Annotated in this window: 25 protein-coding genes and 1 riboswitch; of the genes, 11 read left to right on the plus strand and 14 right to left on the minus strand. The window is 70.7% G+C overall.

Annotated features, from left to right (window positions below):
* Positions 1-8 precede the first annotated feature (8 nt).
* The 8 genes from flgH to flgB form a co-directional block, all read right to left on the minus strand.
* Positions 9-719, minus strand: coding sequence for a flagellar basal body L-ring protein FlgH (flgH, locus tag ACPCJR_RS23700; RefSeq protein ID WP_391515329.1), 711 nt, complete (start codon positions 717-719; stop codon positions 9-11).
* On the minus strand, positions 719-1,303 hold the full coding sequence (locus ACPCJR_RS23705; RefSeq protein ID WP_391515327.1) for a MotE family protein: 585 nt from the start codon (positions 1,301-1,303) through the stop codon (positions 719-721). The genes flgH and ACPCJR_RS23705 overlap by 1 nt, the downstream gene beginning before the upstream one ends.
* Positions 1,303-2,430 (minus strand): flagellar basal body P-ring protein FlgI, encoded by a 1,128-nt coding sequence (gene flgI, locus ACPCJR_RS23710; protein WP_110350682.1) that lies wholly within the window; start codon positions 2,428-2,430, stop codon positions 1,303-1,305. Before flgI ends, ACPCJR_RS23705 begins: the two co-directional genes overlap by 1 nt.
* Positions 2,427-2,918 carry a flagellar basal body P-ring formation chaperone FlgA gene (flgA, locus tag ACPCJR_RS23715; RefSeq protein ID WP_391515326.1) on the minus strand — a complete coding sequence of 164 codons (492 nt, stop codon included), beginning with the start codon at positions 2,916-2,918 and terminating at the stop codon, positions 2,427-2,429. Before flgA ends, flgI begins: the two co-directional genes overlap by 4 nt.
* Positions 2,919-3,125: 207 nt before the next feature.
* Positions 3,126-3,914 (minus strand): flagellar basal-body rod protein FlgG, encoded by a 789-nt coding sequence (flgG, locus tag ACPCJR_RS23720; protein WP_391515324.1) that lies wholly within the window; start codon positions 3,912-3,914, stop codon positions 3,126-3,128.
* 25 nt (positions 3,915-3,939) lie between these two features.
* Positions 3,940-4,290 carry a flagellar hook-basal body complex protein FliE gene (locus tag ACPCJR_RS23725; protein WP_391515322.1) on the minus strand — a complete coding sequence of 117 codons (351 nt, stop codon included), beginning with the start codon at positions 4,288-4,290 and terminating at the stop codon, positions 3,940-3,942.
* A 13-nt stretch (positions 4,291-4,303) separates the two neighbouring features.
* Positions 4,304-4,717, minus strand: coding sequence for a flagellar basal body rod protein FlgC (gene flgC, locus ACPCJR_RS23730; RefSeq protein WP_391515419.1), 414 nt, complete (start codon positions 4,715-4,717; stop codon positions 4,304-4,306).
* A complete protein-coding gene (gene flgB, locus ACPCJR_RS23735) occupies positions 4,717-5,106 on the minus strand; it encodes a flagellar basal body rod protein FlgB (protein ID WP_391515320.1) in 390 nt (129 codons plus the stop codon). Before flgB ends, flgC begins: the two co-directional genes overlap by 1 nt.
* Positions 5,107-5,262: 156 nt before the next feature.
* Here flgB and ACPCJR_RS23740 point away from each other — a divergent pair, with 156 nt between their 5' ends.
* Positions 5,263-7,914, plus strand: coding sequence for a heparinase II/III domain-containing protein (locus tag ACPCJR_RS23740; protein ID WP_391515318.1), 2,652 nt, complete (start codon positions 5,263-5,265; stop codon positions 7,912-7,914).
* 40 nt (positions 7,915-7,954) lie between these two features.
* Here the strand turns inward: ACPCJR_RS23740 and ACPCJR_RS23745 are convergent, their stop codons facing one another.
* Both ACPCJR_RS23745 and carA read right to left on the minus strand, forming a co-directional pair.
* Positions 7,955-8,329 carry a hypothetical protein gene (locus ACPCJR_RS23745; RefSeq protein WP_110350675.1) on the minus strand — a complete coding sequence of 125 codons (375 nt, stop codon included), beginning with the start codon at positions 8,327-8,329 and terminating at the stop codon, positions 7,955-7,957.
* Positions 8,330-8,459: 130 nt separating this feature from the next.
* Positions 8,460-9,710, minus strand: a complete 1,251-nt coding sequence (gene carA, locus ACPCJR_RS23750) for a glutamine-hydrolyzing carbamoyl-phosphate synthase small subunit (protein WP_391515316.1) — start codon at positions 9,708-9,710, stop codon at positions 8,460-8,462.
* Between the two features lie 187 nt (positions 9,711-9,897).
* Here carA and ACPCJR_RS23755 point away from each other — a divergent pair, with 187 nt between their 5' ends.
* Positions 9,898-10,356 (plus strand): GatB/YqeY domain-containing protein, encoded by a 459-nt coding sequence (locus ACPCJR_RS23755; protein ID WP_110350673.1) that lies wholly within the window; start codon positions 9,898-9,900, stop codon positions 10,354-10,356.
* Positions 10,357-10,365: 9 nt separating this feature from the next.
* Here the strand turns inward: ACPCJR_RS23755 and ACPCJR_RS23760 are convergent, their stop codons facing one another.
* Both ACPCJR_RS23760 and ACPCJR_RS23765 read right to left on the minus strand, forming a co-directional pair.
* Positions 10,366-11,475, minus strand: coding sequence for an L-dopachrome tautomerase-related protein (locus tag ACPCJR_RS23760; RefSeq protein ID WP_391515417.1), 1,110 nt, complete (start codon positions 11,473-11,475; stop codon positions 10,366-10,368).
* Between the two features lie 71 nt (positions 11,476-11,546).
* The gene (locus ACPCJR_RS23765) at positions 11,547-12,521 is read right to left on the minus strand and encodes an SMP-30/gluconolactonase/LRE family protein (RefSeq protein WP_391515314.1); all 975 of its coding nucleotides are present in this window, start codon (positions 12,519-12,521) and stop codon (positions 11,547-11,549) included.
* Between the two features lie 129 nt (positions 12,522-12,650).
* Here ACPCJR_RS23765 and dnaG point away from each other — a divergent pair, with 129 nt between their 5' ends.
* The 9 genes from dnaG to ACPCJR_RS23810 all read left to right on the plus strand — a co-directional run bounded on the left by dnaG (position 12,651) and on the right by ACPCJR_RS23810 (position 23,048).
* Positions 12,651-14,555 (plus strand): DNA primase, encoded by a 1,905-nt coding sequence (dnaG, locus tag ACPCJR_RS23770; RefSeq protein ID WP_391515312.1) that lies wholly within the window; start codon positions 12,651-12,653, stop codon positions 14,553-14,555.
* Between the two features lie 203 nt (positions 14,556-14,758).
* Positions 14,759-16,759: an RNA polymerase sigma factor RpoD gene (gene rpoD, locus ACPCJR_RS23775; protein ID WP_110350670.1), complete on the plus strand. Its 2,001-nt coding sequence runs from the start codon at positions 14,759-14,761 to the stop codon at positions 16,757-16,759.
* A gap of 324 nt (positions 16,760-17,083) precedes the next feature.
* Positions 17,084-18,367, plus strand: a complete 1,284-nt coding sequence (locus tag ACPCJR_RS23780; protein ID WP_391515415.1) for an adenylate/guanylate cyclase domain-containing protein — start codon at positions 17,084-17,086, stop codon at positions 18,365-18,367.
* A 53-nt stretch (positions 18,368-18,420) separates the two neighbouring features.
* A riboswitch (TPP riboswitch) is annotated at positions 18,421-18,543 on the plus strand.
* 79 nt (positions 18,544-18,622) lie between these two features.
* On the plus strand, positions 18,623-19,843 hold the full coding sequence (gene thiO / locus ACPCJR_RS23785; RefSeq protein ID WP_391515310.1) for a glycine oxidase ThiO: 1,221 nt from the start codon (positions 18,623-18,625) through the stop codon (positions 19,841-19,843).
* Positions 19,840-20,052 carry a sulfur carrier protein ThiS gene (gene thiS / locus ACPCJR_RS23790; RefSeq protein WP_391515308.1) on the plus strand — a complete coding sequence of 71 codons (213 nt, stop codon included), beginning with the start codon at positions 19,840-19,842 and terminating at the stop codon, positions 20,050-20,052. The genes thiO and thiS overlap by 4 nt, the downstream gene beginning before the upstream one ends.
* 1 nt (position 20,053) lies before the next feature.
* A complete protein-coding gene (locus ACPCJR_RS23795; protein WP_391515306.1) occupies positions 20,054-20,875 on the plus strand; it encodes a thiazole synthase in 822 nt (273 codons plus the stop codon).
* Positions 20,872-21,501, plus strand: coding sequence for a thiamine phosphate synthase (locus tag ACPCJR_RS23800; protein ID WP_391515304.1), 630 nt, complete (start codon positions 20,872-20,874; stop codon positions 21,499-21,501). Before ACPCJR_RS23795 ends, ACPCJR_RS23800 begins: the two co-directional genes overlap by 4 nt.
* 132 nt (positions 21,502-21,633) lie before the next feature.
* Positions 21,634-22,428 carry an inositol monophosphatase family protein gene (locus ACPCJR_RS23805; protein WP_110350665.1) on the plus strand — a complete coding sequence of 265 codons (795 nt, stop codon included), beginning with the start codon at positions 21,634-21,636 and terminating at the stop codon, positions 22,426-22,428.
* A 74-nt stretch (positions 22,429-22,502) separates the two neighbouring features.
* Complete coding sequence (locus ACPCJR_RS23810; RefSeq protein ID WP_391515301.1) at positions 22,503-23,048, plus strand: adenine phosphoribosyltransferase; 546 nt, start codon at positions 22,503-22,505, stop codon at positions 23,046-23,048.
* Between the two features lie 194 nt (positions 23,049-23,242).
* Here ACPCJR_RS23810 and purQ read toward each other — a convergent pair whose 3' ends face one another.
* Together purQ and purS are read right to left on the minus strand one after the other, a co-directional pair.
* Positions 23,243-23,923 carry a phosphoribosylformylglycinamidine synthase subunit PurQ gene (purQ, locus tag ACPCJR_RS23815; protein WP_391515299.1) on the minus strand — a complete coding sequence of 227 codons (681 nt, stop codon included), beginning with the start codon at positions 23,921-23,923 and terminating at the stop codon, positions 23,243-23,245.
* Entirely contained in the window at positions 23,923-24,162 is a 240-nt protein-coding gene (gene purS / locus ACPCJR_RS23820) for a phosphoribosylformylglycinamidine synthase subunit PurS (protein WP_391515297.1), read from the minus strand. The genes purQ and purS overlap by 1 nt, the downstream gene beginning before the upstream one ends.
* Positions 24,163-24,275 lie beyond the last annotated feature (113 nt).

Consider the following 24,275-nt stretch of genomic DNA (forward strand, 5'->3'; position numbering starts at 1 on the left):
CGCCCCCGTCAGAACGGCGCCACGGTCTCGAAGACCTGCTGGCCCAGCGTCGGGTTCTGCACGTCGGTGAGGCGCCCGCGCCCGCCGTAGGAGATGCGCGCCTCGGCGATCTTGTCGTAGTCGATGGTGTTCTTGCGCGAGATGTCCCGCGGGCGGACGATGCCGGCGACGTTGAGCACGCGCACTTCGTTGTTGACCCTCACCTCCTGGGAGCCCGAGATCACCACGTTGCCGTTGGGCAGCACTTCGGTGACGACCGCCGCGACCGAGAGGCTGAGCGATTCCTTGCGGTCGATCGAGCCCTGGCCCTTGGTCTCGGTGCCGGAGCGGATGCCGGTGTCGGCGGTGGCGGAATCCTTCAGCCCCGAGACGCCGTAGCCGAAATCGAAGCCCAGGAAGCTCTTCTGGCTGCGCTCACGCTCGGTGGCGTTGTCGAACTGCGCCTTGTCGTTGATGGCGATGCTGACCGTGATAACGTCGCCGACATCGCGGGCACGGGGATCCTGGTAGAGCGCCGCGCTCGCCGGGCTCCAGGTCGAGTGGTAGCTGCGGCGTCCGCCGAGCGCCCCGAAGGAGGTCGGCAGCGGCTCGCGGGGCGCGTTGAGCCCCGTGCCGATCGGCGTCAGCACGGGCGGACGGCCGAGGCGGTCGAGATCGCTCTGGCAGGCGCCGAGCGAGAGGGCCAGCAGGGCCGTGGCGAAGGGGAGAGCAGGGCGCATCACGACCTCTGGTTCTTTTTCTGAGCCGGCGCGGTCGCGTCCTTGCGGCCGGACTCCGACATCGCACGGGCAAGCCCGGCGGCGCGGGCCGCCTCCATCTCGGAGAGGATGGCGCTCGCGGTGCGGGCGTTGAGCTTGGTCAGCAGGGCGGCCGCCGCCTCGTCGGGCATGTTGGCGAGCTGGAGTGCGGCCGCGTCGGGCCGCATCTTGGCATAGACCGCGACCACGCTCTCGTCGGCCTTGGCCAGGAACTCGTTGCGGCGCTTGAGCCAAGCCTCGTACTCGGCGCGCTTCTCTTCGAGGAGCTTGATGCGCTCCTCGACCTGCCGCTCCATCGCCGCGAGCTCTTCCTTCTGCCACGCGAAGCGGGCATCGGCCGCGGCGTCGGCAATGGTGGCGCAGTAGCCTGTCTTGGCCGGCTCCTTGGCGACGAAGTCCTGGGCCGAGACGTCTTTCGGCGCGTTGCGGGCCGCGAGTGCCCGCAGGGCGGCGTCCTTGGCCGGGTCGGCATGGTCGCCTCCGGCCGCGAGGACGGTCCCGGACAGGGCGAGCCAGCACAGGGCGATGCGCAGCGTTGCTCTCATCACTGCACCACGAGTTCGGCCTGAAGAGCGCCGGCGGTCTTCACCGCCTGCAGGATCGCGATGATGTCGGTGGGCTTCAGCCCGACCTGATTGAGGCCGCGCACCAGCGTCTGGAGGTCCGAGCCGCCGAGGATGGCGAGCTTGCCGCGCTCCTCCCGCGCCGCCACCTCGGTCCGGGGCACCACGACGGTCTGGCCGTTGGAGAAGGGCTCGGGCTGCGACACCTCCGGTGCCTCGGTGACCCGGACCGTCAGGTTGCCGTGAGTCACGGCGACGGTGGAGATCGTCACGTTGCGCCCGATCACCACCGTGCCGGTGCGTTGGTCGACCACGACCCGGGCCGGGGTGTCGGGCTGGATCGTCAGGTCGCCGATCTGCGCCACCAGCCGGGTCTGGGCCATCTGGCGCCCGCGCATCACCACGACGGAGCGCTGGTCGCGGGCGCTGGCGATGCGCCGGTTGAAGGCGCCCATCGACCACGCGTTGATGGCGTCGGCGACCTGCGTCGCGGTCTTGAAGTCGGGGTTCTTCAGCTCGAACACGAGTTCGGGCAGATCGCGGAAGGTGCCGGGCACCTCGCGCTCGATCAGGGCGCCGTTGGGGATGCGGCCCGCCGTCGGCACGCCCTGCGTCAACTGCTCGGCCTGCCCCTGCACCGTGAAGCCGGAGACGGCGAGCGGCCCCTGCGCCGCGGCGTAGACGAGGCCGTCGCCGCCGGTCAGCGGCGTCATCAGCAGCGTGCCGCCGCGCAACGAGGTGGCGTCGCCCATGGAGGTCACGGTGACGTCGATGCGCGAGCCGGTGCCGGTATAGGGCGGCAGGTCGGCGGTCACCATCACGGCGGCGATGTTGCGGGTGCGCAGGCGCGCGTCGCGCACGTTGATGCCGAGGCGGTCGAGCAGGGATTGCAGCGATTGCTCGGTGAACTGCGCGTTGCGCAGGGTGTCGCCGGTGCCCTGGAGGCCGGTGACGAGGCCGTAGCCGAAGATCTGGTTGTCGCGCACGCCCTTGAGCGTGGCGATGTCCTTGATCCGGGTGCCGGCCGCCCGGGCCGGACCCGCCATCATCGCGAAGCCGAGGCCGGTGAGCAGGCCGAGCAGGACGGCGAGGAGCAGGCGGCGGGTCATTGCGCGCCGATCCGGATGCGGCCGTCGGCGGTCACCGTGCCGAGCACGATGCGGTTGGTGTCGGTGTTGCGCACGCGGATCGTCTCGCCGAGACCCCCGTTCTGGAGGGGCGAGCCCACCGCCGTGATGACGAGGCCGTTCTCCTCGAAGATCATCTGCGTCGGCGCCCCCCGGCTCACGAGGCGCGGATCGTCCACGGCGTTGACCGGCACCGGCTCGCCCGGCAGCAGCATCCGCCGCGCGACCCGACCCGCGATCGCCGCCGAGGCGTCGATGACGGCCGTGCGCGCCCGGTAGGTCGCGGGATAGGCCTGCATCCGCAGCATCGAGGCCTTGATCGTGTCGCCCGGATAGATCGTGACGGTCGGCACCGGCAGCATGAGCTCAGTGCTCGCCGCGCCGTCGACGACCTGGGCGGGGGCCGCCTGGACCGGACCGGCCGCGAGGGCGGCGAGCACGAGGCCGCGGACGAAAGTCTTGCGGGGCATGGGGGATCGCGCCGGAGGGAGAGAGGGAGAGACGGGGGTCATGCCGTTTCCGGTTGGTCGCTTCGGACTGCGCCGGGCTCCGTCATCGCGAGGCGGAGCCGAAGCGATCCAGAGCGCGACCTTTCCGGACGCTGCGGAGCCCTGGATTGCTTTCGCTGAGCCTCGCAAGGGCGGAGAAGTCACCGAATTTATCGAGCGGACGCCGTGTCAGCGGATGCCCTTGGAGATCGTCCCGGCCATCTCGTCGGCGGCCTGGATCACCTTCGAATTCATCTCGAAGGCGCGCTGGGCCGTGATCAGGCTGGTGATCTCCTTGACCGGATCGACGTTCGAGCCTTCGAGATAGCCCTGCTGCAGCCGGCCGTAGCTCACGTCGCCGGGGTTGCCGACGACGGGCGCACCGGAGGCGGGGGTCTCGCGGTAGAGGCCGTTGCCGAGCGGCTCCAGGCCGGATTCGTTGGCGAAATTGGCGAGCGTCAGCTGGCCGATGTTCTGCAGGGCCACCTGCGCGTCGATCTTGGCGAAGACCTGACCGGATTCGTTGATCGTCACCTGCGTCGTGTTGGCCGGGATCAGGATCGCCGGATCGACGGCGTAGCCTTCCATGGTCACGAGCTGGCCGGCGTTGTTCTTGTTGAACGAGCCGGCGCGGGTGTAGTTGATCTCGCCCGCCGGGCTGGTGATCTGGAAGTAGCCGCGCCCGTTCACCGCCAGATCGAGCTGGTTGCCGGTGTTGGCCAGCGACCCCTGCCGGTGCAGGTTGCGGATCGCGGCGGCGCGGACGCCCAGCCCCAGCATCGCGCCCTCCGGCACCGCCTCCTGGCCCGCTTGGTTCGGCACGCCCTGCTGCCGCTCGGCCTGGTAGAGCAAGTCGGTGAACTCGGCCCGCGCACCCTTGAACCCGGTGGTGTTCAGGTTGGCGATGTTGTTGGCGATGACTTCGAGATTGAGCTGCTGGGCGGACATGCCCGTGGCGGCGATGGCGAGCGCGCGCATGGCGAGGGATCCTTGGAATGGCCGATCAGATCGGCATGCGGCTGAGTTCGAGGTAGGCGGCGACCACCTTGTCGCGGATCGCCACCACGGTCTGGAGGCTCTGCTCGGCGGACATCACGGCCTCGACCACAGCTTGAGCGGTGGCCTTGCCCTGGATGCCGGAGATCGCCGTGGCCTCGCCGGTGCGCAGGGCATCCCGAGCGCTGGCGGCGACCTGGGCCATGACGTTGCCGAAATCGGTCGGCGCCGGAGCGGCGCCGGCGATGCCGGACACGGCGGAGGGACTGAAGACGGCCTTCTGGGCCGGCGCCGTCTCGGCAAACGAGGTGCCGGCGACCTTGTCGAAGGCGGCGAGCGAGGTGAGGGCTTCGATCATCGCGGGCGGACTTTTAGGATTTCAGGAGATCGATGACGCTGGCGACCATGGCCCGGGCCTGTTTGATGACCTGGAGGTTCGCCTCGTAGGAGCGGTTGGCCTCGCGCATGTCCGCCATCTCGACGAGCATGTTCACGTTGGGCAGCTTGACGTTGCCGTTCTCGTCCGCCGCCGGGTTGGCGGGGTCGTGTTCGGTGCGGAACGGGGTGGTGTCGGTGCCGATCTCGCGCAGGCGCACGGAGGCCACGCCCGCCGCCCGGTCGAGTTCGGCCCGGAAGGTCACCGTCTTGCGGGCGTAAGGGTCGGCACCCGGCGTCGCGCCGGTCGATTGCGCGTTGGCGAGATTTTCCGAGACGACCCGCATGCGCAGCGACTGCACTTCGAGGCCGGCGCTGGCGAGCCGGGAGGCGGAGAGCAGGGGATCGATCATGACCCGCTCCGCACCGCCGCCATCAGCATGCGGTGGAAGGACTTCACCACCGCCGTGTCGAGGTTGTGCTCCCGGGAGACGGTGCCGGCCTTGAGCATCTCCTGCTCCAGGCTGACCGCGCTCGACGATTCGAGCACCTCCCAGCCCCCGGTCGATTTGGCCTCCTGCACGGGGATGCGGCTCCCCTGCGCCTCCAGATGGGCGCTGGCCGTCGAGGCCATGTCGAGGCCGGTCCGGGCCAGGACCTGGGCGAAGGGCACCACGTCCCGGGCCTTGTAGCCGGGGGTGTTCGCGTTCGCGACGTTCCCGGCGATGGTGGCCTGCCGCGTCGCGAGGTAGCGCGCGTGCTGCGAGGCGAGGTCGAACAGGTAGACACCCGTCGTCATGGCAACGCCCCCATCCCAAGGGCCCCTGGAGAAACGCGGGACGCGGGCGGAGTCGGAAGGCGAGTCCCTGCGTCGGAGGGGAGCTTTAGGCAGGCAATCTTGCACGAAGCTGGCTCCCGCCTTGACAGGGGCCGCCCCCGCGGTAGCGCCTGCGCCATGGACCAGATCGTAGAGCGGGCCGCGACCCCGGCGGCTTCCGACGGCGCGGACGCGGACGGCTTCCGGCCGGCCGCTGTCCGCTACGCCGGCGGTGCCGGGACGGGCGGAGGCGAGGGGCTGCATCGCATCGGCGTCAACCACCGCTTCTCGCGGGTGGGACTGGGTTTTTCCGATCTCCGCCCCGGCGCCTGGGCCTGCCTGCACTTCGCTCTCGCCTTCGATGAGGGCGAGGAAGCGGCGTCTGCCGTCGATTGCGCGGCCGCCGGCTTCGACTTCCTGGCCGCGGACGGGTCCAGCCTCGATCTCGACCACGTGCCTGGGCTGGCCCGCAGCCTGCTCGACCCGCAGGTCGCCTGGATTCCCGGCCCGGCGCTCCTCGGGCCTGAGCCGTTCCGCATCGCCTTCCGGGTGCCTGATCAGGCGCAGGGCCTCGTCGTCACCCTGCGCTCCTGGCGCAACACCCGCGAGATCGGCGTGGCCGACCCGGTCCTGCGCCTCGGCGAGCCCGATCCCGAGGCTGGGCCGCGTCGACGCTCCCTGGCGGGGGAGGGGCTGACGCTGCGCTACGCCCTTGCCGAGGAGATCGCGCTGGTGCTGCGCGGCCAGATCTACGCCGCCCGGGCCGACGAGCACGCCGCGCGGGTGCGCCTGCTCTACCGGGACCGGGCGGGCGCCGAGATCGCGCCGCCCTACGCCGACGCGGTCTCCGTGCCGGGGCTCGGCGCGGTCATCAACCTCTCGGCTCAGCCGCAGGCCCGGCGCTTCACCCTGACCCTGCGGCCGCCGCCCGGCGCCGCCTCGGTCGAGCTGGCCTTCGGCGTGTGGGAGGATGCGCCGGCCGCATCCGAGGTCGAGCTGATCGGCCTGCCCGAACTCGCGCTCGAGGACGACTTTCGGCTCGAGAGCCTGTGCGACGACGATCTCCTCGACGCGCCGACCTTCCTCGCCCGCCTCGCCGGCCGGCTCGGCCTGCCCGGGGGCGTACCCGCTTCATGGCTGGCAGCTTCGGAGGCGCCCGCCCCGGCGATCCTAGCGCAAGCCCGTGCCTTGCGGGCCGGCCCGGACCGGAGTCTGCGGGTCGAGGGCGCGCGCGTCATCCTCAGCCTCGCCGGCCTGCCCGACTGGACGCTGCCCGAGGCCCCGGACTGGCGCGAGGACCCGTACCGCTCGGTGGCGTGGCGCCTCGCCTATCAGTCGCTCGCGTGGCTCCTGCCGCTCGCCGCGCGTGCCGACGGGGCGATCCGCGCACCGGGTATCGCCGCCGCGTGGTCGCGGGCCAATCCCTGGGGACAGCCCGCGGACGGGTTGAGCCTGCATCCGGCGGCGCTCGCGCCCCGCGGCGAGGTGCTGGCGAGCCTGCTCACGGGCGAGGACGCGCCGGTTCGCGCCGAGTTGGCCGCCGAGGCCGCGCGGCACGGCTTCGCCCTGGCCGAGATCGTCAGCCAGAATACCCTCGCCCGGGCGCTGCACGGCCTTCAGGCGGCAGCCGCCCTCCTGGCCCTGGCGCGGGCGCTGCCCGGCTTCGCCTTCTCCGAGCACTGGGAATCCCTGGCCCGGGACAGTCTCACCCACGGCTTCGACGCGCTCCTGCCCGAGGACGGACGCTTCGCCGAAGCCTCGCCCGTGCGCCGCCTCGACCTCCTGAGTCATGGACGGGCGATCGCCGCCGCCCTCGGCGAAGCTGAGCCGGGTCCGGCGATCCGCCGCCGCGTCGAGGCGGCTCTGCCGGGGCTCGCCGGGCTGCTCGACCCCGGCGGGCGGCTGCCGCCCTTCGGCGACGCGCCGGCCGGCCTCGACCCTGCGGCCTGGATCGCACGGCTCGGCGCCCGGGGCCGCGACCTCGTGGCGGAACGCGAGGCGACGCCGATCCCGGAGAGCCGCACCGCCGGCATGCTCGCCCTGCGCGATCACGGCCTTGAGCGCGGCTGGGGCCATTTCGCCCTGACCCATGCCGCGCAATCGCCCCACGGGCACCGCGATTGCACCTCCTTCACCTTCGCCACCGGCGCCCGGCGCTGGATCGTGGAGGGCGGCGGCGCCGAGGGCGTCGAGGTCGGTCCGGCACGGCACTACCTGCTCTCGTCCCGCGCGCACAACGTCGCGATCCCCGACGGGCGCGAGACAGTGGCCGGTTCGGGCAGGATCACCGCGCGCCTCGCGCGCGACGGGGCAAGGGTGCTGAAACTGGTCACCGGCGTGCACGGGCCCGGCTACGCCCATGCCCGCCTCTTCCTCGTGCTCGACGACCTGAGCGGGATGGCGGTAATCGACCGCTTCGAGCGGCCGGGGCGCGCCGTCTCCTTCGAGGGACGGCTGCACCTTTCCCCCGATGCCCTCGTGGCGCTCGCGAACCCGCGCCGGGCGCTGGCTCAGCAGGACGGGCGACGCCTGGAGTTTCTCGCCGTTGCGCTGAAGGGGCAGCCCGCCGGAATGGAGGCTGGCTTCGGGCGCAACGACCGGCCGCACGCGATGGAAGGGTTCTGTGCGGCGGGCTCGGGCGGGCTGAGGCCGGCCCCGGTGCTGCGCTACACCTTCACCGGTCGCGGCCGCGTCTGCGGCGGTGTCGTCATCGCCGCCGAGGCCGAGGCGGAGCAGCGGCTGGTACGGCTGCTCGCCGAGAGCGAGGTGCGGCGGCTGGTGGAGGAGTGAGTGCCGGTGGCACCACCGGCACGAAGGCGTGCTCGGATCGTCAGAAACCCACGCCGATCACGGCCACGGCCCGGTCGATGGACAGGTAGAACACGCCGAAGGCCACCATCGCCGCGGCGGCGAATTCCAGCGTCTGGTTCGGCAGGGTCTGGAAGCGGCGCATGGTCTCGCGGCCGAAATAGGCCGAGGCCCAAGCGAGCGTCAGGACCGCGGGCATCACGAAGAGGTAGGAGAGCGTGCTCTCGATCCGCATCGGGCCGGCCGGGTCGATCAGGGCACGGATGTTGCGCACCCAGGGGGCATAGGCCGCCGCGTAGAGCGTCATCAGCCAGGACAGGCTCACCGCCACGCCGAGGTGGAAGGTGAAGAGGCGATGCAGGCGCGAGAAGTCGTCGCGCGCGTCGTCGAGCGTCATCCGGCAAACCCCCAAGATACCGGCCGCTGATTCTTGTCCGATCCGGCCATGAATCGAGGATGGGGGGTAAGCTGGAGTTTTTTATGACACCGGGACGGCAGCCGTCGGGCCGCCGTCCCAGGACTCGCGCTTAACGCGCGGCCTCGGGCCGGTTCTCGCGCATCAGCTTCACGAAACGCTCGAACAGGTAATGGCTGTCGCGCGGACCCGGCGAGGCCTCCGGGTGGTGCTGCACCGAGAAGGCCGGGCGGTCGGTGAGCGAGAGGCCGCAATTCGAGCCGTCGAACAGCGAGACATGGGTCTCGACCGCCGTCTGCGGCAGGCTCGCGGGATCGACCGCGAAGCCGTGGTTCATCGAGACGATCTCGACCTTGCCGGTGGTGTGGTCCTTCACTGGGTGGTTCGCCCCGTGGTGGCCCTGGCCCATCTTCACCGTGCGCCCGCCGAGCGCGAGGCCCATGAGCTGGTGGCCGAGGCAGATGCCGAAGGTCGGCACCCGCTCGTCGAGCAGCCTGCGGATCACCGGCACGGCGTATTCGCCGGTCGCCGCCGGATCGCCGGGGCCGTTGGAGAGGAACACGCCGTCCGGCTTCAGCGCCAGGATGTCCTCCGCCTTGGTCGTGGCCGGCACCACGGTCACGTCGCAGCCGGCCTCGGCCAGCAGGCGCAGGATGTTGCGCTTCACGCCGTAATCGATCGCCACGACCTTGAGGCCCTGGCCCGGCGCCCGCGAGCCGTAGCCACCCTTCACCGCCCAGACCGTCTCCGTCCAGGCGGAGGTCTCGCGGGAGGTCACCGGCGGCACGAGGTCGAGCCCTTCCATCGGCGCGAGCGCGGCGGCCCGCGCCTTCAGCGCCTCGCGGTCGAAGCGGCCCTCCGAATCGTTGGCGATCACGGCGTTCGGCATGCCGCGGTCGCGGATCAGCGCGGTCAGCGCCCGCGTGTCGATCCCGGTGATGCCGACGATGCCGCGGGCCTTGAGCCAACCGTCGAGATGCGAGGACGAGCGCCAGTTCGAGGGCTTGGTGACGGCGGAGGCGATCACCGCGCCGCGTACGCCGGAGGCCGGCGCCTGATCCAGGCTCTCCAGATCCTCGTCGTTGGTGCCGACATTGCCGATATGCGGGAAGGTGAAGGTGACGATCTGCCCGGCATAGGACGGGTCGGTCAGGATCTCCTGATAGCCCGTCATCGCCGTGTTGAAGCAGACCTCGCCGTCGGCGACCCCGGTCTGACCGATGCCGAAGCCTTCGAGCACGGTGCCGTCGGCCAGCACGAGCAGCGCCGTCACCAGCGGCTCGGCCCAGGGTTCAGGCGTCTTTGCTTCGGCGTTCGTGCGCGCGGGATCGGCGCGCAGGGTCGCGGGTTCGTCTTGCAGCATGGGTCCGATCCGGCTTATGTCCGCCGCCTCGCGCGGCCGCAGATCCGGGCCGCGGGGCAAGGCGATCTCTCGCGGGGCTCATAGCGAGCCGGCCGCGCCCGGGTCAATCTGGGCGCGGGAGCAGCCCTGCGCAATGCCCTGGACAAGCAGGGCACCCGTGCCGAATCATCCGACTGGAGTCATCATCATGCTGCGCGAGCGCCTCACCGCCGAGATGAAGGAGGCCATGAAGGCCGGCGAGAAGCAGAAGCTCTCGACCGTGCGCATGATCCAGGCGGCGCTCAAGGACAAGGACATCGAGGCGCGCGGACTCGGCAAGAGCCAGCTCGCCGACGACGAAATTCTCGCCCTGCTCCAGAAGATGATCAAGCAGCGCCAGGAGGCCGCGGGCGTCTACGAGCAGGGTGGCCGCCCGGAACTCGCCGAGACCGAGCGCGCCGAGGCCCAGGTCATCCAGGCCTTCCTGCCGCAGCAGATGGACGAGGCCGAGACCCGCACGGCCATCATGGACGCTATCGCCGAGACCGGCGCGGCGGGCCCGAAGGACATGGGCAAGGTGATCGCCGCGCTGAAGGCCAAGTATGCCGGCCGCATGGATTTCGGCCGCGCCAGCGGTGTCGTGAAGGACGCGCTCGCCGGGAAGTAGTCCGACCCGTCAGGCCGGCCCGGCATCGATCCGCATTCGGAAGATGGCGTAGGGCGGCTCCTGCCGGTCGGTGCCGCCGTTGTGCTCCGGCCGGCGGTTGGCCTGGGCGGAGGACAGGTAGAGCCAGCCCTCGTCGGTGATCCAGAACGTGTCCGGCCAGATCAGGCGCGGGTCGGTGGCCAGCACCTCGACCTGGCCGTCCGGATCGCGCCGGCCGATGCCGTTGAATTCCTGAAGGCTGAGATAGATCCGGTCCCGCGAATCGGCGGCGAGCCCGCCGGTCAGGCCCTTCTCGCCGAGATTCTGCACCGTGGCGGCGACGGCCCCATCGTCCCAAGACGCGTCGAGGAGCGCCGCGGTGTCCACGGCGTAGAGCCTCCGGCTCATCAGCGGCGAATAGTACAGGCGCGTCCCGTCCGGGCTCAGGGCGATGCCGTTGGCGCCGCCCTGGATCGGGCTCGTGCTGCCGTCCGCCTTGCGCTTCAGCAGCGTCCGGCCCTCGACGATCTTGAGGAGGCCAGGCACCGACCGGGTGCTGTCGTGGCTTCCCAGCCGGCGCAGGGCCCGTCCGCTGGCGAGATCGACCGCGATCAGCGCACCCTCGCCGTCCTGACCCTGGTCGGTGATGTAGGCCGCTTCCCGGCCCGGCCGCAGATCCACCCGCAGGTCGTTGAGCGAGGAGGTCGGCGTCACGACCGCTTGCAGGGAGATCGTGCGCAGGACCGCGTTCGATGCGGGATCGATGCAGACGAGCTTGGCCGCCCCGGGCACCGGCTCGCCGGAGGAGGCCATCAGCCCGGCATCCAGCAGCCAAAGGCGGTTGCGGGTGTCGAAAACCCCGTTGGGAACGTGGAACAGCGTGTCCGCTGCCCGCGCCGGATCGGGGCGGTTCGCCGCCTCGCTCGGATAGGGAACGACACGCCCGTCGGGGAATAGTTCGCCCGCGGTGAAGACCGTCTGCGCATCGAAGCGCGGCATGAACAGGAACATGCGGCCCTCCCTCGAGAGCGTCAGTCCCGTGGGTGTGGTCGGCGCCCGTGCCGCGACGACCAGCTCCAGCTTGCCGAACGGTCCGGTCGCAGTCTGGGCCAGCGCCGATGACGGCCGCATCGCGTGCATGGCGGCAAGGGACGCGGCGCCGGCCAGCAGGGCGCGCCGGTCGATCCGCAGCGAGGGCGAGGAAGCCTCGGTCACGTCGCCACGCCGGCGCCGCGCGCCTTCGTCTCGACCGCGAGCACGCGCGTGCCGGCGCAGATGAACAGCCGGCGCCCGTCCGGCCCGCCGAAGGCGACGTTGGCGCATGGCCCCTGCGTGGGGATGCGGCCGAGAAAGCGTCCGTCCGGCGCCCAAATCCGCACGCCGTCGCCGGTGCCGGCATAGACCCGGCCCTCGGTGTCGACCTTCACGCCATCCGGCACGCCCTCGGGGACCGTCGCGAACACGCGCCCGCCGGAGAGGGTTCCACCCAAGACGTCGAAGGCGCGGATTTCGCTCGCTGCGCCTTCCTGCGGTCCGCCCGACTCGGAGACGTAGAGAATGCGCTCGTCGGGCGAGAAGGCGAGACCGTTGGGCTGCTTGAAGTTCCTCGTGACAGGCGTCAGCCCGCCCTCGGGCGCAAGTCGGTAGACGTAGCGGCCCCTTTGCTCGGAGGCGCGCGGCTCGCCCTCCGCGGCCTGATCGATGCCGTAGCTCGGATCGGTGAACCAGAGCGCACCGTCGCGCGCCGCGACCACGTCGTTGGGCGAGTTGAGGCGGCCGTCCTCGAAGCGTTCGGCCAGGACGGTCATCGCGCCGTCCGCCTCCCGGCGCACCACCCGCCCGGTGCGGTGCTCGCAGGTGACGAGGCGGCCCTCGCGGTCGAGCGTGTTGCCGTTGGCGTTGTTCGAGGGCTCGCGGAAGGTCTCGACGCGGCCGTCCGTTCGGATCAGCATCATCCGGTTGCGGCGCACGTCGCTGAAGACGAGGCCGCCGAGTGCGGGCGCCCAGACCGGCCCCTCGCACCATTCGCCCGCCTCGTAGAGCGTTTCGACCCTTGTGGAGGGATCGAGAACGGCGGCGAGGCCGTCGGCGGCCCGTGCCCTGGGGATGAAGGCGCCGAGCAGGGCAAGGCCAAGGAACGGGCGGCGGGGGATGCCGGGGCGGGGAGCGGGCGAGGCGATCGTCATCGGGCCGCCAACGCATCGCTTCGGCGAAAGCTCCGCGCCAGAGCCCTTAAGACTCCGGCAGGCCGCCTGCGCTAGACTGTTGGGCCGAGCCGGTCCTCGTCCGAGCGATCCGCTTCACCGAAGAACGCCGTGCGCTACCCGCCCCACATTCTCGAAGAGATCCGTTCCCGGGTGTCCGCCTCCGAGGTGGTCGGCCGGCGCGTGCGGCTGAAGAAGGCGGGCCGCGAGTGGCGCGGGCTCTCGCCCTTCAACGCCGAGAAGACGCCCTCGTTCTACGTGAACGACCAGAAGCAATTCTACCATTGCTTCTCGTCGGGCAAGCACGGCGACATCTTCACCTTCCTGATGGAGACCGAGGGCCTGAGCTTTCCCGAGGCCGTCGAGCGGCTGGCGAGCGAGGCGGGCGTCACCCTGCCCAAGATGACGGTCGAGAGCGAGCAGGCGGAAGAGCGGCGCAAGGGTGCGCTCGAAGTCATGGAACTCGCCGCCGTCTATTTCGAGGATCAGTTGCGCGGGCAGGCCGGCGGCGAAGCGCGGGCCTATCTCGACCGGCGCGGCCTGAGCGAGGCCACGCGCAAGACGTTCCGGCTCGGCTATTCCCTCTCCGGACGCTACGCCCTGCGCGACCATCTCGCGGCCAAGGGCGTCGATCGCGACCTGATGCTGGAACTGGGGCTGCTCGCCACCGCCGAGGGCGTGTCGGTGCCCTACGACAAGTTCCGTGACCGGATCATGTTTCCGATCCTCGACATCCGCGGCCGGGTCGTGGCCTTCGGCGGCCGGGCGATGCAGGCGGAGGCCAAGGCGAAGTACATGAACTCGCCGGAGACCCCGCTCTTCCACAAGGGGCGGATGCTCTACAACCTGCACGCCGCCCGAAAGGCCGCGCACGACCGCAGCCGCATCGTCGCGGTTGAGGGCTATGTCGACGTCATCGCCATGACGCTGGCGGGCTACCCCGAGACGGTCGCGCCGCTCGGCACCGCGCTGACCGAGGATCAGCTCGCCCTGCTCTGGCGGCATGCCGACGAGCCGATCCTCTGTTTCGACGGCGACGGGGCGGGCCAGCGGGCGGCCTTCAAGGCGCTCGACGTGGCGCTTCCCATGCTCGAGCCCGGCAAGTCCCTGCGCGTGGCGATGCTGCCGCAGGGCCAGGACCCCGACGACCTGATGCGCTCGGGCGGCCCGGCGGCCATCGAGACGGTGCTGGCGGGCGCGCGGCCCCTCGTCGAGGTGCTGTGGGCGCGCGAGACCGAGGCCGGCCCCCTCGACACGCCGGAACGCCGGGCCGGCCTTGCCCGGACGCTGCGGGAGGCGGTGGCCGGCATCCGTGATGAGACCGTGCGACGCTTCTACCGCGACGACATCGAGGAGCGGCTGCGCGGCCTGTCGGGCGGCCGGCCCGAGCGCGGGCCGCGCGGCTACGCCGGCGGATCGCGGGCCGCGCCGTTCCAGCGCCGTCCCCGCCCGGGCGACCCGCCGCCCTCGCCGCGCATCACCACCGGCTTCAATCCGCTGCTGAAGGCGGGGGCGCCGGCTCCCGCTTTCGGCGGGCGCTCGGCCAAGCGCGAAGCCATGATCGTCATGAGCCTGCTTGCGCATCCGGAACTGCTCGGAATCGAGGAGGAGGCGCTGGCCGCCCTCGAACTCTCCAACCCGGATGCAAACCTGCTGCGCAACCTCCTGCTCGACCGGGCCGCAGAGGCCGGCACCCCGGAGCCGGAACTGGTGGACTCGCGCCTGCGCCGGGCCGGACTGGAGGAGGCGCATGCGCGGCTCCTGGCGCTGGTCAATCCCGGCGATCGCTGGATGCTCGATCCGAACGCCGACCCGCAACGCCTGGAACATACCCTGCATCAGGCCGTGATCTTGCACCGGCAGACGGGAGCGCTACATAGCGAACTTCACCAAGCCGAACGCGCTCTTGCCGAGGATGGCTCCGAGGCCAACTTCGCTTGGCTGTGCGACGTGCAGCAGCAATTGGCGGTGATCGCGGCGGCCGAAGCGGAAGCGGAGGCTCTCGAAGGGGAATGAATTCTTGCCAGCGTGTCCGAACTGCGATGGCGGCCGGAGGCCGCCTTGGTTAACGGTCGGTCAACGTACGGCACGTTAGAGCGGATGCAACGAGAATCGGCGCGGGCACTCGACAAGCGCGCCATTCCACTACATTGCGACGGGTCTTTCGCGGAGCGCGCGGGCTCAGCCTGCGCCGCCGCCACGAGAACAATAGGCTGAGCATGGCAACGAAGGCAACCGAGCGGGACGATGCGGACGCCGCCCAGGATCAACCGACGGACGGCCCCCTCCTTGACCTGACGGATGCCGCCGTCAAGCGGATGGTCAAGCTCGCCAAGAAGCGCGGCTACGTCACCTACGAGGAGATCAACGAGGTTCTTCCCGACGGTCAGGTCGACGGCGACCAGATCGAGGACGTGCTCGCGCAGCTCGACGACATGGGCATCCGCGTCGTCGAGGCCGAGGAATCCGAGGAAACCGCGACCGAGGCCAAGACCAACGGCGAGGCCTCCGAGGAGGAGGAGAGCGCCGAGGGCGGCGAGGTCGCCGAGACATCCAGCTCCCGCGCCGTTGCGGTGGCGGCGCCCACCACCCGCGAGCCGACCGACCGCACGGACGATCCCGTGCGCATGTACCTGCGCGAGATGGGCTCTGTGGAGCTGCTCTCGCGCGAGGGCGAGATCGCGATCGCCAAGCGCATCGAGGCCGGCCGCGAGGCGATGATCGCAGGTCTCTGCGAGAGCCCGCTGACCTTCCAGGCCATCATCATCTGGCGCGACGAGCTCGTCGACGGCAAGGTGCTGCTGCGCGACATCATCGACTTGGAGGCCACCTATGCCGGCCCCGACGCCCGCGGCGCGCCGCAGGAGGCGGAAGCCGAGGGTGAGGAGTCCGAGGAGGGCGAAGGCGCCGTCCCGCCGGAAGGCGGCGACGACGAGGACGACATGGAGAACAACGTGTCGCTCGCGGCCATGGAGGCCGAGATCAAGCCGCGCGTTCTCGAAACCTTCGACAACATCGCCTCGAACTACCGCAAGCTGCGCAAGCTCCAGAACGAGGAGACGGAGCTGAAGACGGGTGGGGGCACGCCCACCTCCGCCCAGACCAAGAAGCAGGCCGAGCTGAAGGACATCGTCGTCACCGACGTGAAGTCGCTCTCGCTCAACGCCAACCGCATTGAGGCCCTGGTCGAGCAGCTCTACGACATCAACAAGCGCCTCATCTCGCACGAGGGCCGCCTCATGCGCGCGGCCGAGCATCACGGCGTCGCCCGCGACGAGTTCTTGCGCCACTACCAGGGCTGGGAACTCGACCCGAACTGGATGCAGCGGGTCGCGACGCTCGGCGGCAGGGGCTGGAAGAACTTCGTCGAGAAGGGTGGCCGGCAGGTCGCCGACCTGCGCGAGCAGATCCTGACGCTCGCCTCCGAGACCGGCCTCCAGATCGGCGAGTACCGCAAGATCGTCGCGATGGTGCAGAAGGGCGAGCGCGAGGCCCGCCAGGCGAAGAAGGAAATGATCGAGGCCAACCTCCGCCTCGTGATCTCGATCGCCAAGAAGTACACCAACCGCGGCCTGCAGTTCCTGGACCTGATCCAAGAGGGCAACATCGGCCTGATGAAGGCGGTCGACAAGTTCGAGTACCGCCGCGGCTACAAGTTCTCGACCTACGCCACGTGGTGGATCCGGCAGGCCATCACCCGCTCGATTGCCGACCAAGCGCGCACGATCCGCATTCCGGTGCACATGATCGAGACGATCAACAAGATCGTCCGAACCTCGCGCCAGATGCTGCACGAGATCGGGCGCGAGCCGACCCCGGAGGAGCTGGCTGAGAAGCTGGCCATGCCGCTGGAGAAGGTCCGCAAGGTTCTCAAGATCGCCAAGGAGCCGATCTCGCTCGAAACGCCGATCGGCGACGAGGAGGACAGCCACCTCGGCGACTTCATCGAGGACAAGAACGTCGTCCTGCCGATCGATGCCGCGATCCAGTCGAACCTGCGCGAGACCACGACCCGCGTGCTGGCCTCGCTGACGCCGCGCGAAGAGCGCGTCCTGCGCATGCGCTTCGGCATCGGCATGAACACGGACCACACCCTCGAAGAGGTCGGTCAGCAGTTCTCGGTCACCCGCGAGCGCATCCGCCAGATCGAGGCGAAGGCCCTGCGCAAGCTCAAGCACCCGAGCCGGTCACGCAAGCTTCGAAGCTTCCTCGACAACTGAGCGGAAGACCCACGGGCCGCCCTTCGGGGCGGTCCTTTCGTTTGGGTGAACGGGAAGCGGTCGCTGAAGGCCGCAAACGGGATCGCTGCCGGGAGTGCGATCAAGGGCCGGCCCGTGAGACCCGGCCGCTCTGGAGCAGAGCCGCCTGGACGGCAGACGCGCTGACCCAATCCCTTGATCCGGCGTCCCGGTCCCGTGCATGATCGGCGGCCCCGCCGGCCCCTTCGGCCGTTCGCAAAAAGTGCTCCGCAGCCATGGCCCCGGATGGGGACGCCCATGCGCCACGAGCCTTGCTTCGACGCCCCGAGAGCCCACCTTCCCCCGATGCGCGACGCGGACGCCCCGAGACCCCTACCGACCGCCCTCGCCGACGGATCGGAAGCCGAGGACGTCCCGTTCGGGTCGCTCCAGGCCTGCGTCGGGCTGCGTGACTGGCTGCTCGGCGAAGGCGCGCGCCTGCCCAAGGCCGACGACCTGCTGGCCGGGCTCGCCGAACACCTAAACGCGCTCGGCGTGCCCGTCGATCGCGCCTCCACCACGATCGACACCCTTCACTCCGAATACTCGGGCGTCGGGCGGGTGTGGAACCGGGAGGCCGGAACTTCCGTGCGGCTCTTTCCCCATGGCGAGGCCTCCGTGAAGGCCTACCGGGCGAGCCCCTTCTACACCGTGCACGAATCCGGCGCGTGGCTGATCATCGATCTGTCCGAGACCGCCGACAACGCCTACGCCGTCATCCCCGAGCTGAAGGCCGACGGCTACACGCACTACGTCGTGGCGCCGCTGATCTTCACCAACGGCACCAAGAACGGCATCACCTTCGCCACCCGCGCCGAGGACGGCTTCCGCGACGAGGATATCGCGATCCTGCGCTTCGTCATGCCGACGCTGGCGGCGGTGATGGAGATGCGCCTGCTCAACAAGCAACTCGACACGGTGCTGCGCATCTATGTCGGCGACGAGCCGCACCGGGCGATCCTGGCGGGCGACATCCGCCGCGGACAGGTGCGCCGCATCCGCTCGGCGATCCTGTTCGCGGACATGCGCGACTATACCCGGCTCTCGGCCAACCGGACGCCCGAGGGCGCGGTCGATCTCCTCAACGCCTTCTTCGACTGCCTCGTCCCGCCGATCGAGCGGGAGGGAGGCGAGGTGCTGAAATATCTGGGCGACGGCCTGCTCGCGATCTTCCGCGAGCCGGGCGACGACCTCGGCGGGGCGGCCAAAAGCGCGCTGATGGCGGCGGAATCGGCGCTCGCCGCGCTGGCCGAGGCGAATAGCGTCGGGCGCTTCGGCGAGGGCGCCCGCACGGTCGATGCCGGCATCGCGCTCCACCACGGCGAGGCGGCCTACGGCAATGTCGGCTCCGGCACCCGGCTCGACTTCACCGTGATCGGCCGTGACGTAAACCTGGCGAGCCGCCTAGCGCGGCTCAACCGCACGCTTCAGGAGCCGCTCCTGATGTCGAAGCCCTTCGTCGACTTCCTCTGGGGCGATCCCGAACCGCTGGGGAGTCACGCCCTCGACGGCTTCGACGAGCCGATGCCCGTGTTCCGGCCGGGGCGCAAGATCGCAACGAAGGCGGCGACGAAGGCCGCCGCCGAGTAATCGCAGACCGCTGCGAGGGGGATTGACCGCGGGGCCGCGCGGGCCCACATCGGGAACGTTCCAGGGAGATCCCCGACAAGGGGCTGAGAAACCGCTATCGCCGTTGCCGGCAGCGCGGAAATCCTTCGAACCTGATCCGGCTCATACCGGCGTAGGGATTGGACCTGAAGGGCGGCTCGTCGCGAGCGGACCCGCTTCGATCGAAGCACATGGTGCCAGTTCCTGCGGGCAACCCTGCGGAAGGCACGTTTCCCGATGTCAGATCTGCTGACCTCCCCGATCGGTCAGCGCCGGACCCTGGCGCTGCGCCCCCGCGCGGCCGAGTTGCCGCCCCGAGCCGACGTGGCCGTGGTGGGCGCCGGGCTGATCGGCCTCTCCATCGCTTGGCGCCTGGCGCAGGCCGGCCGCTCCGTCGTCGTGGTCGAGCGCGTGAGCGTCGGCAGCGGCGCGAGCCTCGCGGCCACCGGCATGCTGGCCCCGGCCGCCGAGCACGAGCCGGGCTCCGACCTGCTGCTGCCCCTGGCTCTCGAATCCCTTCAGCGCTGGCCGGCCTTCCGCGACGCGCTCCAGGCGGCGTCCGGCCGCACCATCGATTACCGTGAGGACGGCACGCTCGTGATCGCCATCGGCCGGGACGAGGTGGAGCGCCTGCGCTTCCGCCACGATCTCCAGCGCCGCTCCGGCGTCGCCGCCGAGTGGCTGTCCGGCCCGGAGGTTCGCGCCCGCGAGCCGCTGCTGCGCCCGAACGTGACCGCGGGCATCCTCTGCCCGCTCGACGCGCAGGTCGATCCGCGTCTCGTCATGGAGGCGCTGCTGCGCGCCTGCGAGGCAGCTGGCGTCACCATCGTCGAGCGCGTCGCGGTCGACGGGCTCGCGCGGCAGGGTGGGCGCTTCACCGGCCTGCGGGTCGGTGAGCGCACGCTCTCGGCCGAGACCGTGATCCTGGCCGCGGGCGCCTGGAGCGGCGAGGCGGGCCTGTTGCCCGACGAACTCGCCCTGCCGGTCCGGCCGCTGAAGGGCCAGTCGCTGGCTCTGCGCACGACCAAGCGCACCGGCACCCTGTCCCGCATGGTCTGGACCGACGCGGTGCACATGGCGCCCAAGGGCGACGGGCACCTCATCGTCGGGGCCACGGTCGAGGATTGCGGCTTCCGCAGCGGCGTCACCGCGGGCGGCCTGTTCGCCCTGCTGGAGGGCGCGCGCCGCGTCCTCCCGGGCATCGAGGAGATGGAAGTGGACGCGGTCTGGAGCGGCTTTCGCCCGACGTCGGACGACGATGCCCCGATCATCGAGGCCGTCGCGCCCGGTCTCGTCGTCGCCACCGGCCATCACCGCAACGGCTACCTGCTCGCTCCGGCGACCGCGGACGCGGTGGCCGCGCTGCTGGGTGACGGCACCTTGCCGGACTTCGCCCGCGGCTTCGGCCGGGCGCGGTTCGGAGCGCAGGGCGACGCCCGGGGGAGGGCGGTGGCATGAGGCTGACCGTCAACGGAGAGCCCTGCGAGCGCCCCGAGAGCGACCTCGCCGCCCTGTTCGCGTGGCAGGCCGAGGAGCGGGGCATCGAGAGCGCCGAGGGCATCGCCATCGCGCTCAACGGCCGGGTGGTGCGCAGGAACGCCTGGGCCGAGACCACACTCAACGAGGGCGACCGCATCGAGATCGTCCGTGCCATGCAGGGAGGCTGACATGAATCACCACGACACCACCCTCGCGCAGACATCCGCCGGATCGGCCGCCGAACCGGGGGATGCGCTGGAGATCGCCGGCGTTCGGCTCTCCTCGCGCCTGTTCATCGGGACCGCGGGCTATCCGAGCCAGGAGATCATGGCCGAAGCGGTGCGCGCCTCGGGCGCGGAGGTCGTCACGGCCTCGATCCGTCGGGTTTCGCTCCAAGGGCACGGCTCGGACACGTTCCAGAAGCTGAAGGGCGCGCGCTTCCTGCCCAACACCGCCGGCTGCGAGACGGCCCGCGACGCCATCATGACCGCGGAGCTCGCCCGCGAGGCGCTCGGCACGGACTGGATCAAGGTCGAGGTGATCGGCGACCGCGAGACGCTCTACCCCGACGTGGCCGAATTGCTGGAAGCCTGCCGCCACCTCGTGGACGACGGCTTCACCGTGCTGCCCTATTGCAACGACGACCCCGTCGTCTGCGAGCGGCTGGCCGATCTCGGCTGCGCCGCGGTGATGCCGATGGGCTCGCTGATCGGCTCCGGCATGGGCGTCGCCAACCCGGCCAATCTCGAACTGATCTGTCGCCGGGCCAAGGTGCCGGTCATCGTCGATGCCGGCATCGGCACCGCCTCGGACGCGGTGATCGCCATGGAACTGGGTGCGGCCGCCTGCCTCATCAACACGGCGGTCGCCAAGGCGGACGATCCGGTGCGGATGGGAAGCGCCATGCGCCACGCGGTCGAGGCGGGCCGCCTCGCGTATCGGGCCGGGCGGATTCCGCGCCGCGGCCGGGCCGAGCCGTCGAGCCCGCAACTCGGCCTCGTCGGCTCGTGAGGGCGGGGGCGGCGCTCCCGCCGCTCCTCGTCGTCACCGACCGGCATGGCGCGGCCCGCCCGCTGATCGAGACCGTCCGCGCGGCGGTGGCGGGCGGCGCGCGCTTCGTCTGGTTGCGCGACCGCGACCTCGACCGGGACGCGCGGCGGGATCTCGCCCGCGACCTGATCGCGCTGCTCCGGCCGCTCGACGGTACGCTGGTCGTCGGCGGCGATGTCGAGCTCGCGCTTGAGACCGGTGCGCGGGGCGTCCACCTGTCCGGATCGGCGGGACGCACGGGCATCCGCTCGGCGCGCGAAAAACTCGGACCGGCGGCCCTGATCGGGATTTCGGCCCATTCCATCCCGGAGGTCGAGACCGCGGCGGAAAGCGGCGCCGATTACGCGACGCTGAGCCCGGTCTTCCCCTCTGCCAGCAAACCCGGCTACGGGCCGGTCCTCGGCCCCGAGGTGTTTCGAGCGGTCGCCCGTTCCGGTCTCCCGGTCTTCGCGCTCGGCGGGATCGAGCCGGAACACGCCCGCGCCTGCCGCGAGGCCGGGGCGGCGGGCGTGGCCGTCATGGGCGGGCTGATGCGCGCGGCCGACCCGCGCTCCGAGACCCTTCGCTACCTCGCGGTACGGGTCTGAGGGGGCGCGGGTGCGAGGCGGCGGATGTCCGCCCTGCGCGATCACCTCTGGCGCTGCGGCGCGAGGCGTATAGAAGCGCTGACAGATTCCTCTTCCCGCATGGCGCCCCCAGGGGGCTTCGAGCCGAACCGCATGATCAACTCTCCCCTCATGACCGTCATGGTCGATGCCGTGCGCAAGGCCGCCCGTGGGCTCAAGCGCGACTTCGGCGAGATCGAGAACCTGCAGGTCTCCCGTAAGGGGCCCGGCAACTTCGTCTCGGCCGCCGACCGGAAGGCGGAGGAGGTCCTGCGCGATGCGCTGATGAAGGCGCGGCCCGGCTACGGCCTCATCATGGAGGAGAGCGGGAACATCGAGGGCACCGACCGGAGCCATACCTGGCACGTCGATCCCCTCGACGGCACCACCAACTTCCTGCACGGCATCCCGCATTTCGCGATCTCGGTCGGGCTCGAGCGCGACGGTCAGATCGTGGCCGGCGTGATCTACGATCCGGCCAAGGACGAGCTGTTCATCGCCGAGCGCGGCAAGGGCGCCTTCCTCAACAACCGGCGCCTGCGCGTCTCGGGCCGCCAGGATCTCGCCGACGCGGTGGTGGCCTACGGCACGCCCTATCTCGGCCGCGGCAGCCACGGCCGGCTGCTGAAGGAGATCGCCGCGGTGATGGCGGTTTCCGGCGGCACCCGCCGCTTCGGCTCGGCGGCGCTCGATCTCGCCTACGTCGCTTGCGGCCGGACCGACCTCTACTGGGAGCGCGACCTGCAGACCTGGGACATCGCGGCCGGCATCATCCTCGTGCGCGAGGCCGGCGGCTTCGTCTCCAGCGCCGACGGCGGCGCGGAGCCGCTCGCGGCCCGCTCCGTGGCCTGCGGCAACGAGGTGCTGCACCGCGAGCTGATCGGCCTCCTGCGCAAGGCCGCCGCCTGAGGGCGCGAGGCATCGCAGGCCCGCCGCACCTCCTGTTCCGACCCCCGCGTTCCTCCGAGAAACGAGCGTCCCGCATGGAAGCCCGCCGCCACTCCGCCCTCAAGGATTCGGTCCGCTCGATTCCCGACTATCCGAAGCCGGGCATCATCTTCCGCGACATCACCACCCTGCTGAGCGACCCGCGCTCCTTCCGCCGCGCGGTCGATTCGCTGGTCCACCCCTATGCGGGCGGCCGGATCGATCAGGTCGCGGGCATCGAGGCGCGCGGCTTCATCCTCGGCGGGGCGGTGGCGCACCAGCTCTCCTCGGGCTTCGTGCCGATCCGCAAGAAGGGCAAGCTGCCCCACAAGACCGTCTCGACCGCCTACGCGCTGGAATACGGCACCGACGAGATCGAGATCCACGTCGATGCGATCCGGCCGGGCGACCGGGTGATCCTCGTCGACGATCTCATCGCCACCGGTGGAACCGCCACGGCGGCGGTGAACCTGCTGCGCCAGCTCGGCGCCGAGGTGGTGGCCGCCTGCTTCGTGATCGACCTGCCCGAGATCGGCGGCGCCCAGCGTCTGCGCGACCTCGGCGTCACCGTGCGCACGCTGATGGAGTTCGAGGGCCACTGACCCTCGCCGGTGCCCGTCATACCGGAAGGGGCGAACGCGGCCTCACCGGGTTTTGATGTTCGTCTCGCATCGTCGAGGCGAGGTAGAGCGATCGAGGTCGCAGCCCCGTCCGGAGCTGTCGCGCCCTGGATCGCTTCGGCTTCGCCTCGCGATGACGGAGTGAGACGAGCGCGAAGCGATCCGAGACGCGCCGATCAGGCGGCGAGACTGTCGAACAGGCCCTTGCCGTCCGTGCCGCCGACCAAGGCGTCCACGAAGTTTTCCGGGTGCGGCATCATGCCGAGCACGTTGCGCTGCTCCGAATAGATGCCGGCGATGGCGTTGAGCGAACCGTTGCGGTTGGCATCCTCCGTGAGCCCGCCCTCGGCGTCGCAGTAGCGGAAGGCCACGCGGCCCTCGTCCTCCAGCCGGCGGATCGTGTCGGGATTGGCGAAGTAGTTGCCCTCGCCGTGGGCCACGCAGACGTCGATGACCTGTCCCTCGCGGTAGGCCGAGGTGAAGCGCGTATCGGTACGCTCGACCCGCAGGAACTGCCGGTGGCAGATGAAGCGGCGGTTGACGTTGCGCATCAGCACGCCGGGCAGCAGGCCCGACTCGCACAAGATCTGGAAGCCGTTGCAGATGCCGAGCACGAGGCCGCCCTTCGCGGCGTGCGCCCGAACCGCGTCCATCGCCGCGGCCCGGCCGGCAATGGCGCCGCAGCGCAGGTAATCCCCGTAGGAGAAGCCGCCCGGCACGACCGCGAGATCGGTGCCCGCGGGCAGTTCCGTCTCGGTGTGCCAGATGCTGGCGACCTCGGCTCCGGAGCGCCGGAGGGCCCGGGCCACGTCGCCGTCGCGATTGGAGCCCGGGAAGACGACGACGGCCGCGCGCATCAGGCGATCTCGATCGCGTAGTTCTCGACGACGGTGTTCGCGAGCAGCTTCTCGCAGGCGGCCTTCAGAACCGCCTCCGCCTGCTCCCGGTTCTCGCCCGCCACTTCGAGATCGAAGACCTTGCCCTGGCGCACGCCGGAGATCGCGTCGATCCCGAACGAGGTCAGGGCCGCTTCGATCGCCTTCCCCTGCGGGTCGAGGACGCCGGTCTTCAAGGTGACGACGATGCGGGCTTTCATGGCGGGGACTCGTCTGGAGGGTCGGCGGGCCGCGTCGATCGAGCGACGAGGCCGGGACGGAGGAGGGCGGTGTTCGCTGCCGTGCGAGGCGCCTGCGGCGAGCCGGCTCGCGG

It is taken from the genome of Methylobacterium sp. NPDC097929 (genome assembly GCF_049543375.1).
In the GTDB taxonomy this organism is placed as follows: domain Bacteria; phylum Pseudomonadota; class Alphaproteobacteria; order Rhizobiales; family Beijerinckiaceae; genus Methylobacterium.

Excerpts from the sequence above, each read along its gene's own strand:
- ACPCJR_RS23810 (WP_391515301.1), top strand. The coding sequence starts at position 22,503 with ATGGAAGCCCGCCGCCACTCCGCCCTCAAGGATTCGGTCCGCTCGATT.
- thiO (WP_391515310.1), top strand. The coding sequence starts at position 18,623 with ATGTCAGATCTGCTGACCTCCCCGATCGGTCAGCGCCGGACCCTGGCG.
- ACPCJR_RS23795 (WP_391515306.1), top strand. The coding sequence starts at position 20,054 with ATGAATCACCACGACACCACCCTCGCGCAGACATCCGCCGGATCGGCC.
- flgI (WP_110350682.1), bottom strand. The coding sequence starts at position 2,430 with ATGACCCGCCGCCTGCTCCTCGCCGTCCTGCTCGGCCTGCTCACCGGC.
- ACPCJR_RS23765 (WP_391515314.1), bottom strand. The coding sequence starts at position 12,521 with ATGACGATCGCCTCGCCCGCTCCCCGCCCCGGCATCCCCCGCCGCCCG.
- ACPCJR_RS23745 (WP_110350675.1), bottom strand. The coding sequence starts at position 8,329 with ATGACGCTCGACGACGCGCGCGACGACTTCTCGCGCCTGCATCGCCTC.
- carA (WP_391515316.1), bottom strand. The coding sequence starts at position 9,710 with ATGCTGCAAGACGAACCCGCGACCCTGCGCGCCGATCCCGCGCGCACG.
- ACPCJR_RS23740 (WP_391515318.1), top strand. The coding sequence starts at position 5,263 with ATGGACCAGATCGTAGAGCGGGCCGCGACCCCGGCGGCTTCCGACGGC.
- purQ (WP_391515299.1), bottom strand. The coding sequence starts at position 23,923 with ATGCGCGCGGCCGTCGTCGTCTTCCCGGGCTCCAATCGCGACGGCGAC.
- purS (WP_391515297.1), bottom strand. The coding sequence starts at position 24,162 with ATGAAAGCCCGCATCGTCGTCACCTTGAAGACCGGCGTCCTCGACCCG.
- ACPCJR_RS23725 (WP_391515322.1), bottom strand. The coding sequence starts at position 4,290 with ATGATCGAAGCCCTCACCTCGCTCGCCGCCTTCGACAAGGTCGCCGGC.
- ACPCJR_RS23755 (WP_110350673.1), top strand. The coding sequence starts at position 9,898 with ATGCTGCGCGAGCGCCTCACCGCCGAGATGAAGGAGGCCATGAAGGCC.
- rpoD (WP_110350670.1), top strand. The coding sequence starts at position 14,759 with ATGGCAACGAAGGCAACCGAGCGGGACGATGCGGACGCCGCCCAGGAT.
- ACPCJR_RS23805 (WP_110350665.1), top strand. The coding sequence starts at position 21,634 with ATGATCAACTCTCCCCTCATGACCGTCATGGTCGATGCCGTGCGCAAG.
- ACPCJR_RS23760 (WP_391515417.1), bottom strand. The coding sequence starts at position 11,475 with ATGCACGCGATGCGGCCGTCATCGGCGCTGGCCCAGACTGCGACCGGA.
- flgB (WP_391515320.1), bottom strand. The coding sequence starts at position 5,106 with ATGACGACGGGTGTCTACCTGTTCGACCTCGCCTCGCAGCACGCGCGC.
- flgH (WP_391515329.1), bottom strand. The coding sequence starts at position 719 with ATGCGCCCTGCTCTCCCCTTCGCCACGGCCCTGCTGGCCCTCTCGCTC.
- thiS (WP_391515308.1), top strand. The coding sequence starts at position 19,840 with ATGAGGCTGACCGTCAACGGAGAGCCCTGCGAGCGCCCCGAGAGCGAC.
- flgG (WP_391515324.1), bottom strand. The coding sequence starts at position 3,914 with ATGCGCGCGCTCGCCATCGCCGCCACGGGCATGTCCGCCCAGCAGCTC.
- flgA (WP_391515326.1), bottom strand. The coding sequence starts at position 2,918 with ATGCCCCGCAAGACTTTCGTCCGCGGCCTCGTGCTCGCCGCCCTCGCG.
- ACPCJR_RS23705 (WP_391515327.1), bottom strand. The coding sequence starts at position 1,303 with ATGAGAGCAACGCTGCGCATCGCCCTGTGCTGGCTCGCCCTGTCCGGG.
- ACPCJR_RS23780 (WP_391515415.1), top strand. The coding sequence starts at position 17,084 with ATGCGCGACGCGGACGCCCCGAGACCCCTACCGACCGCCCTCGCCGAC.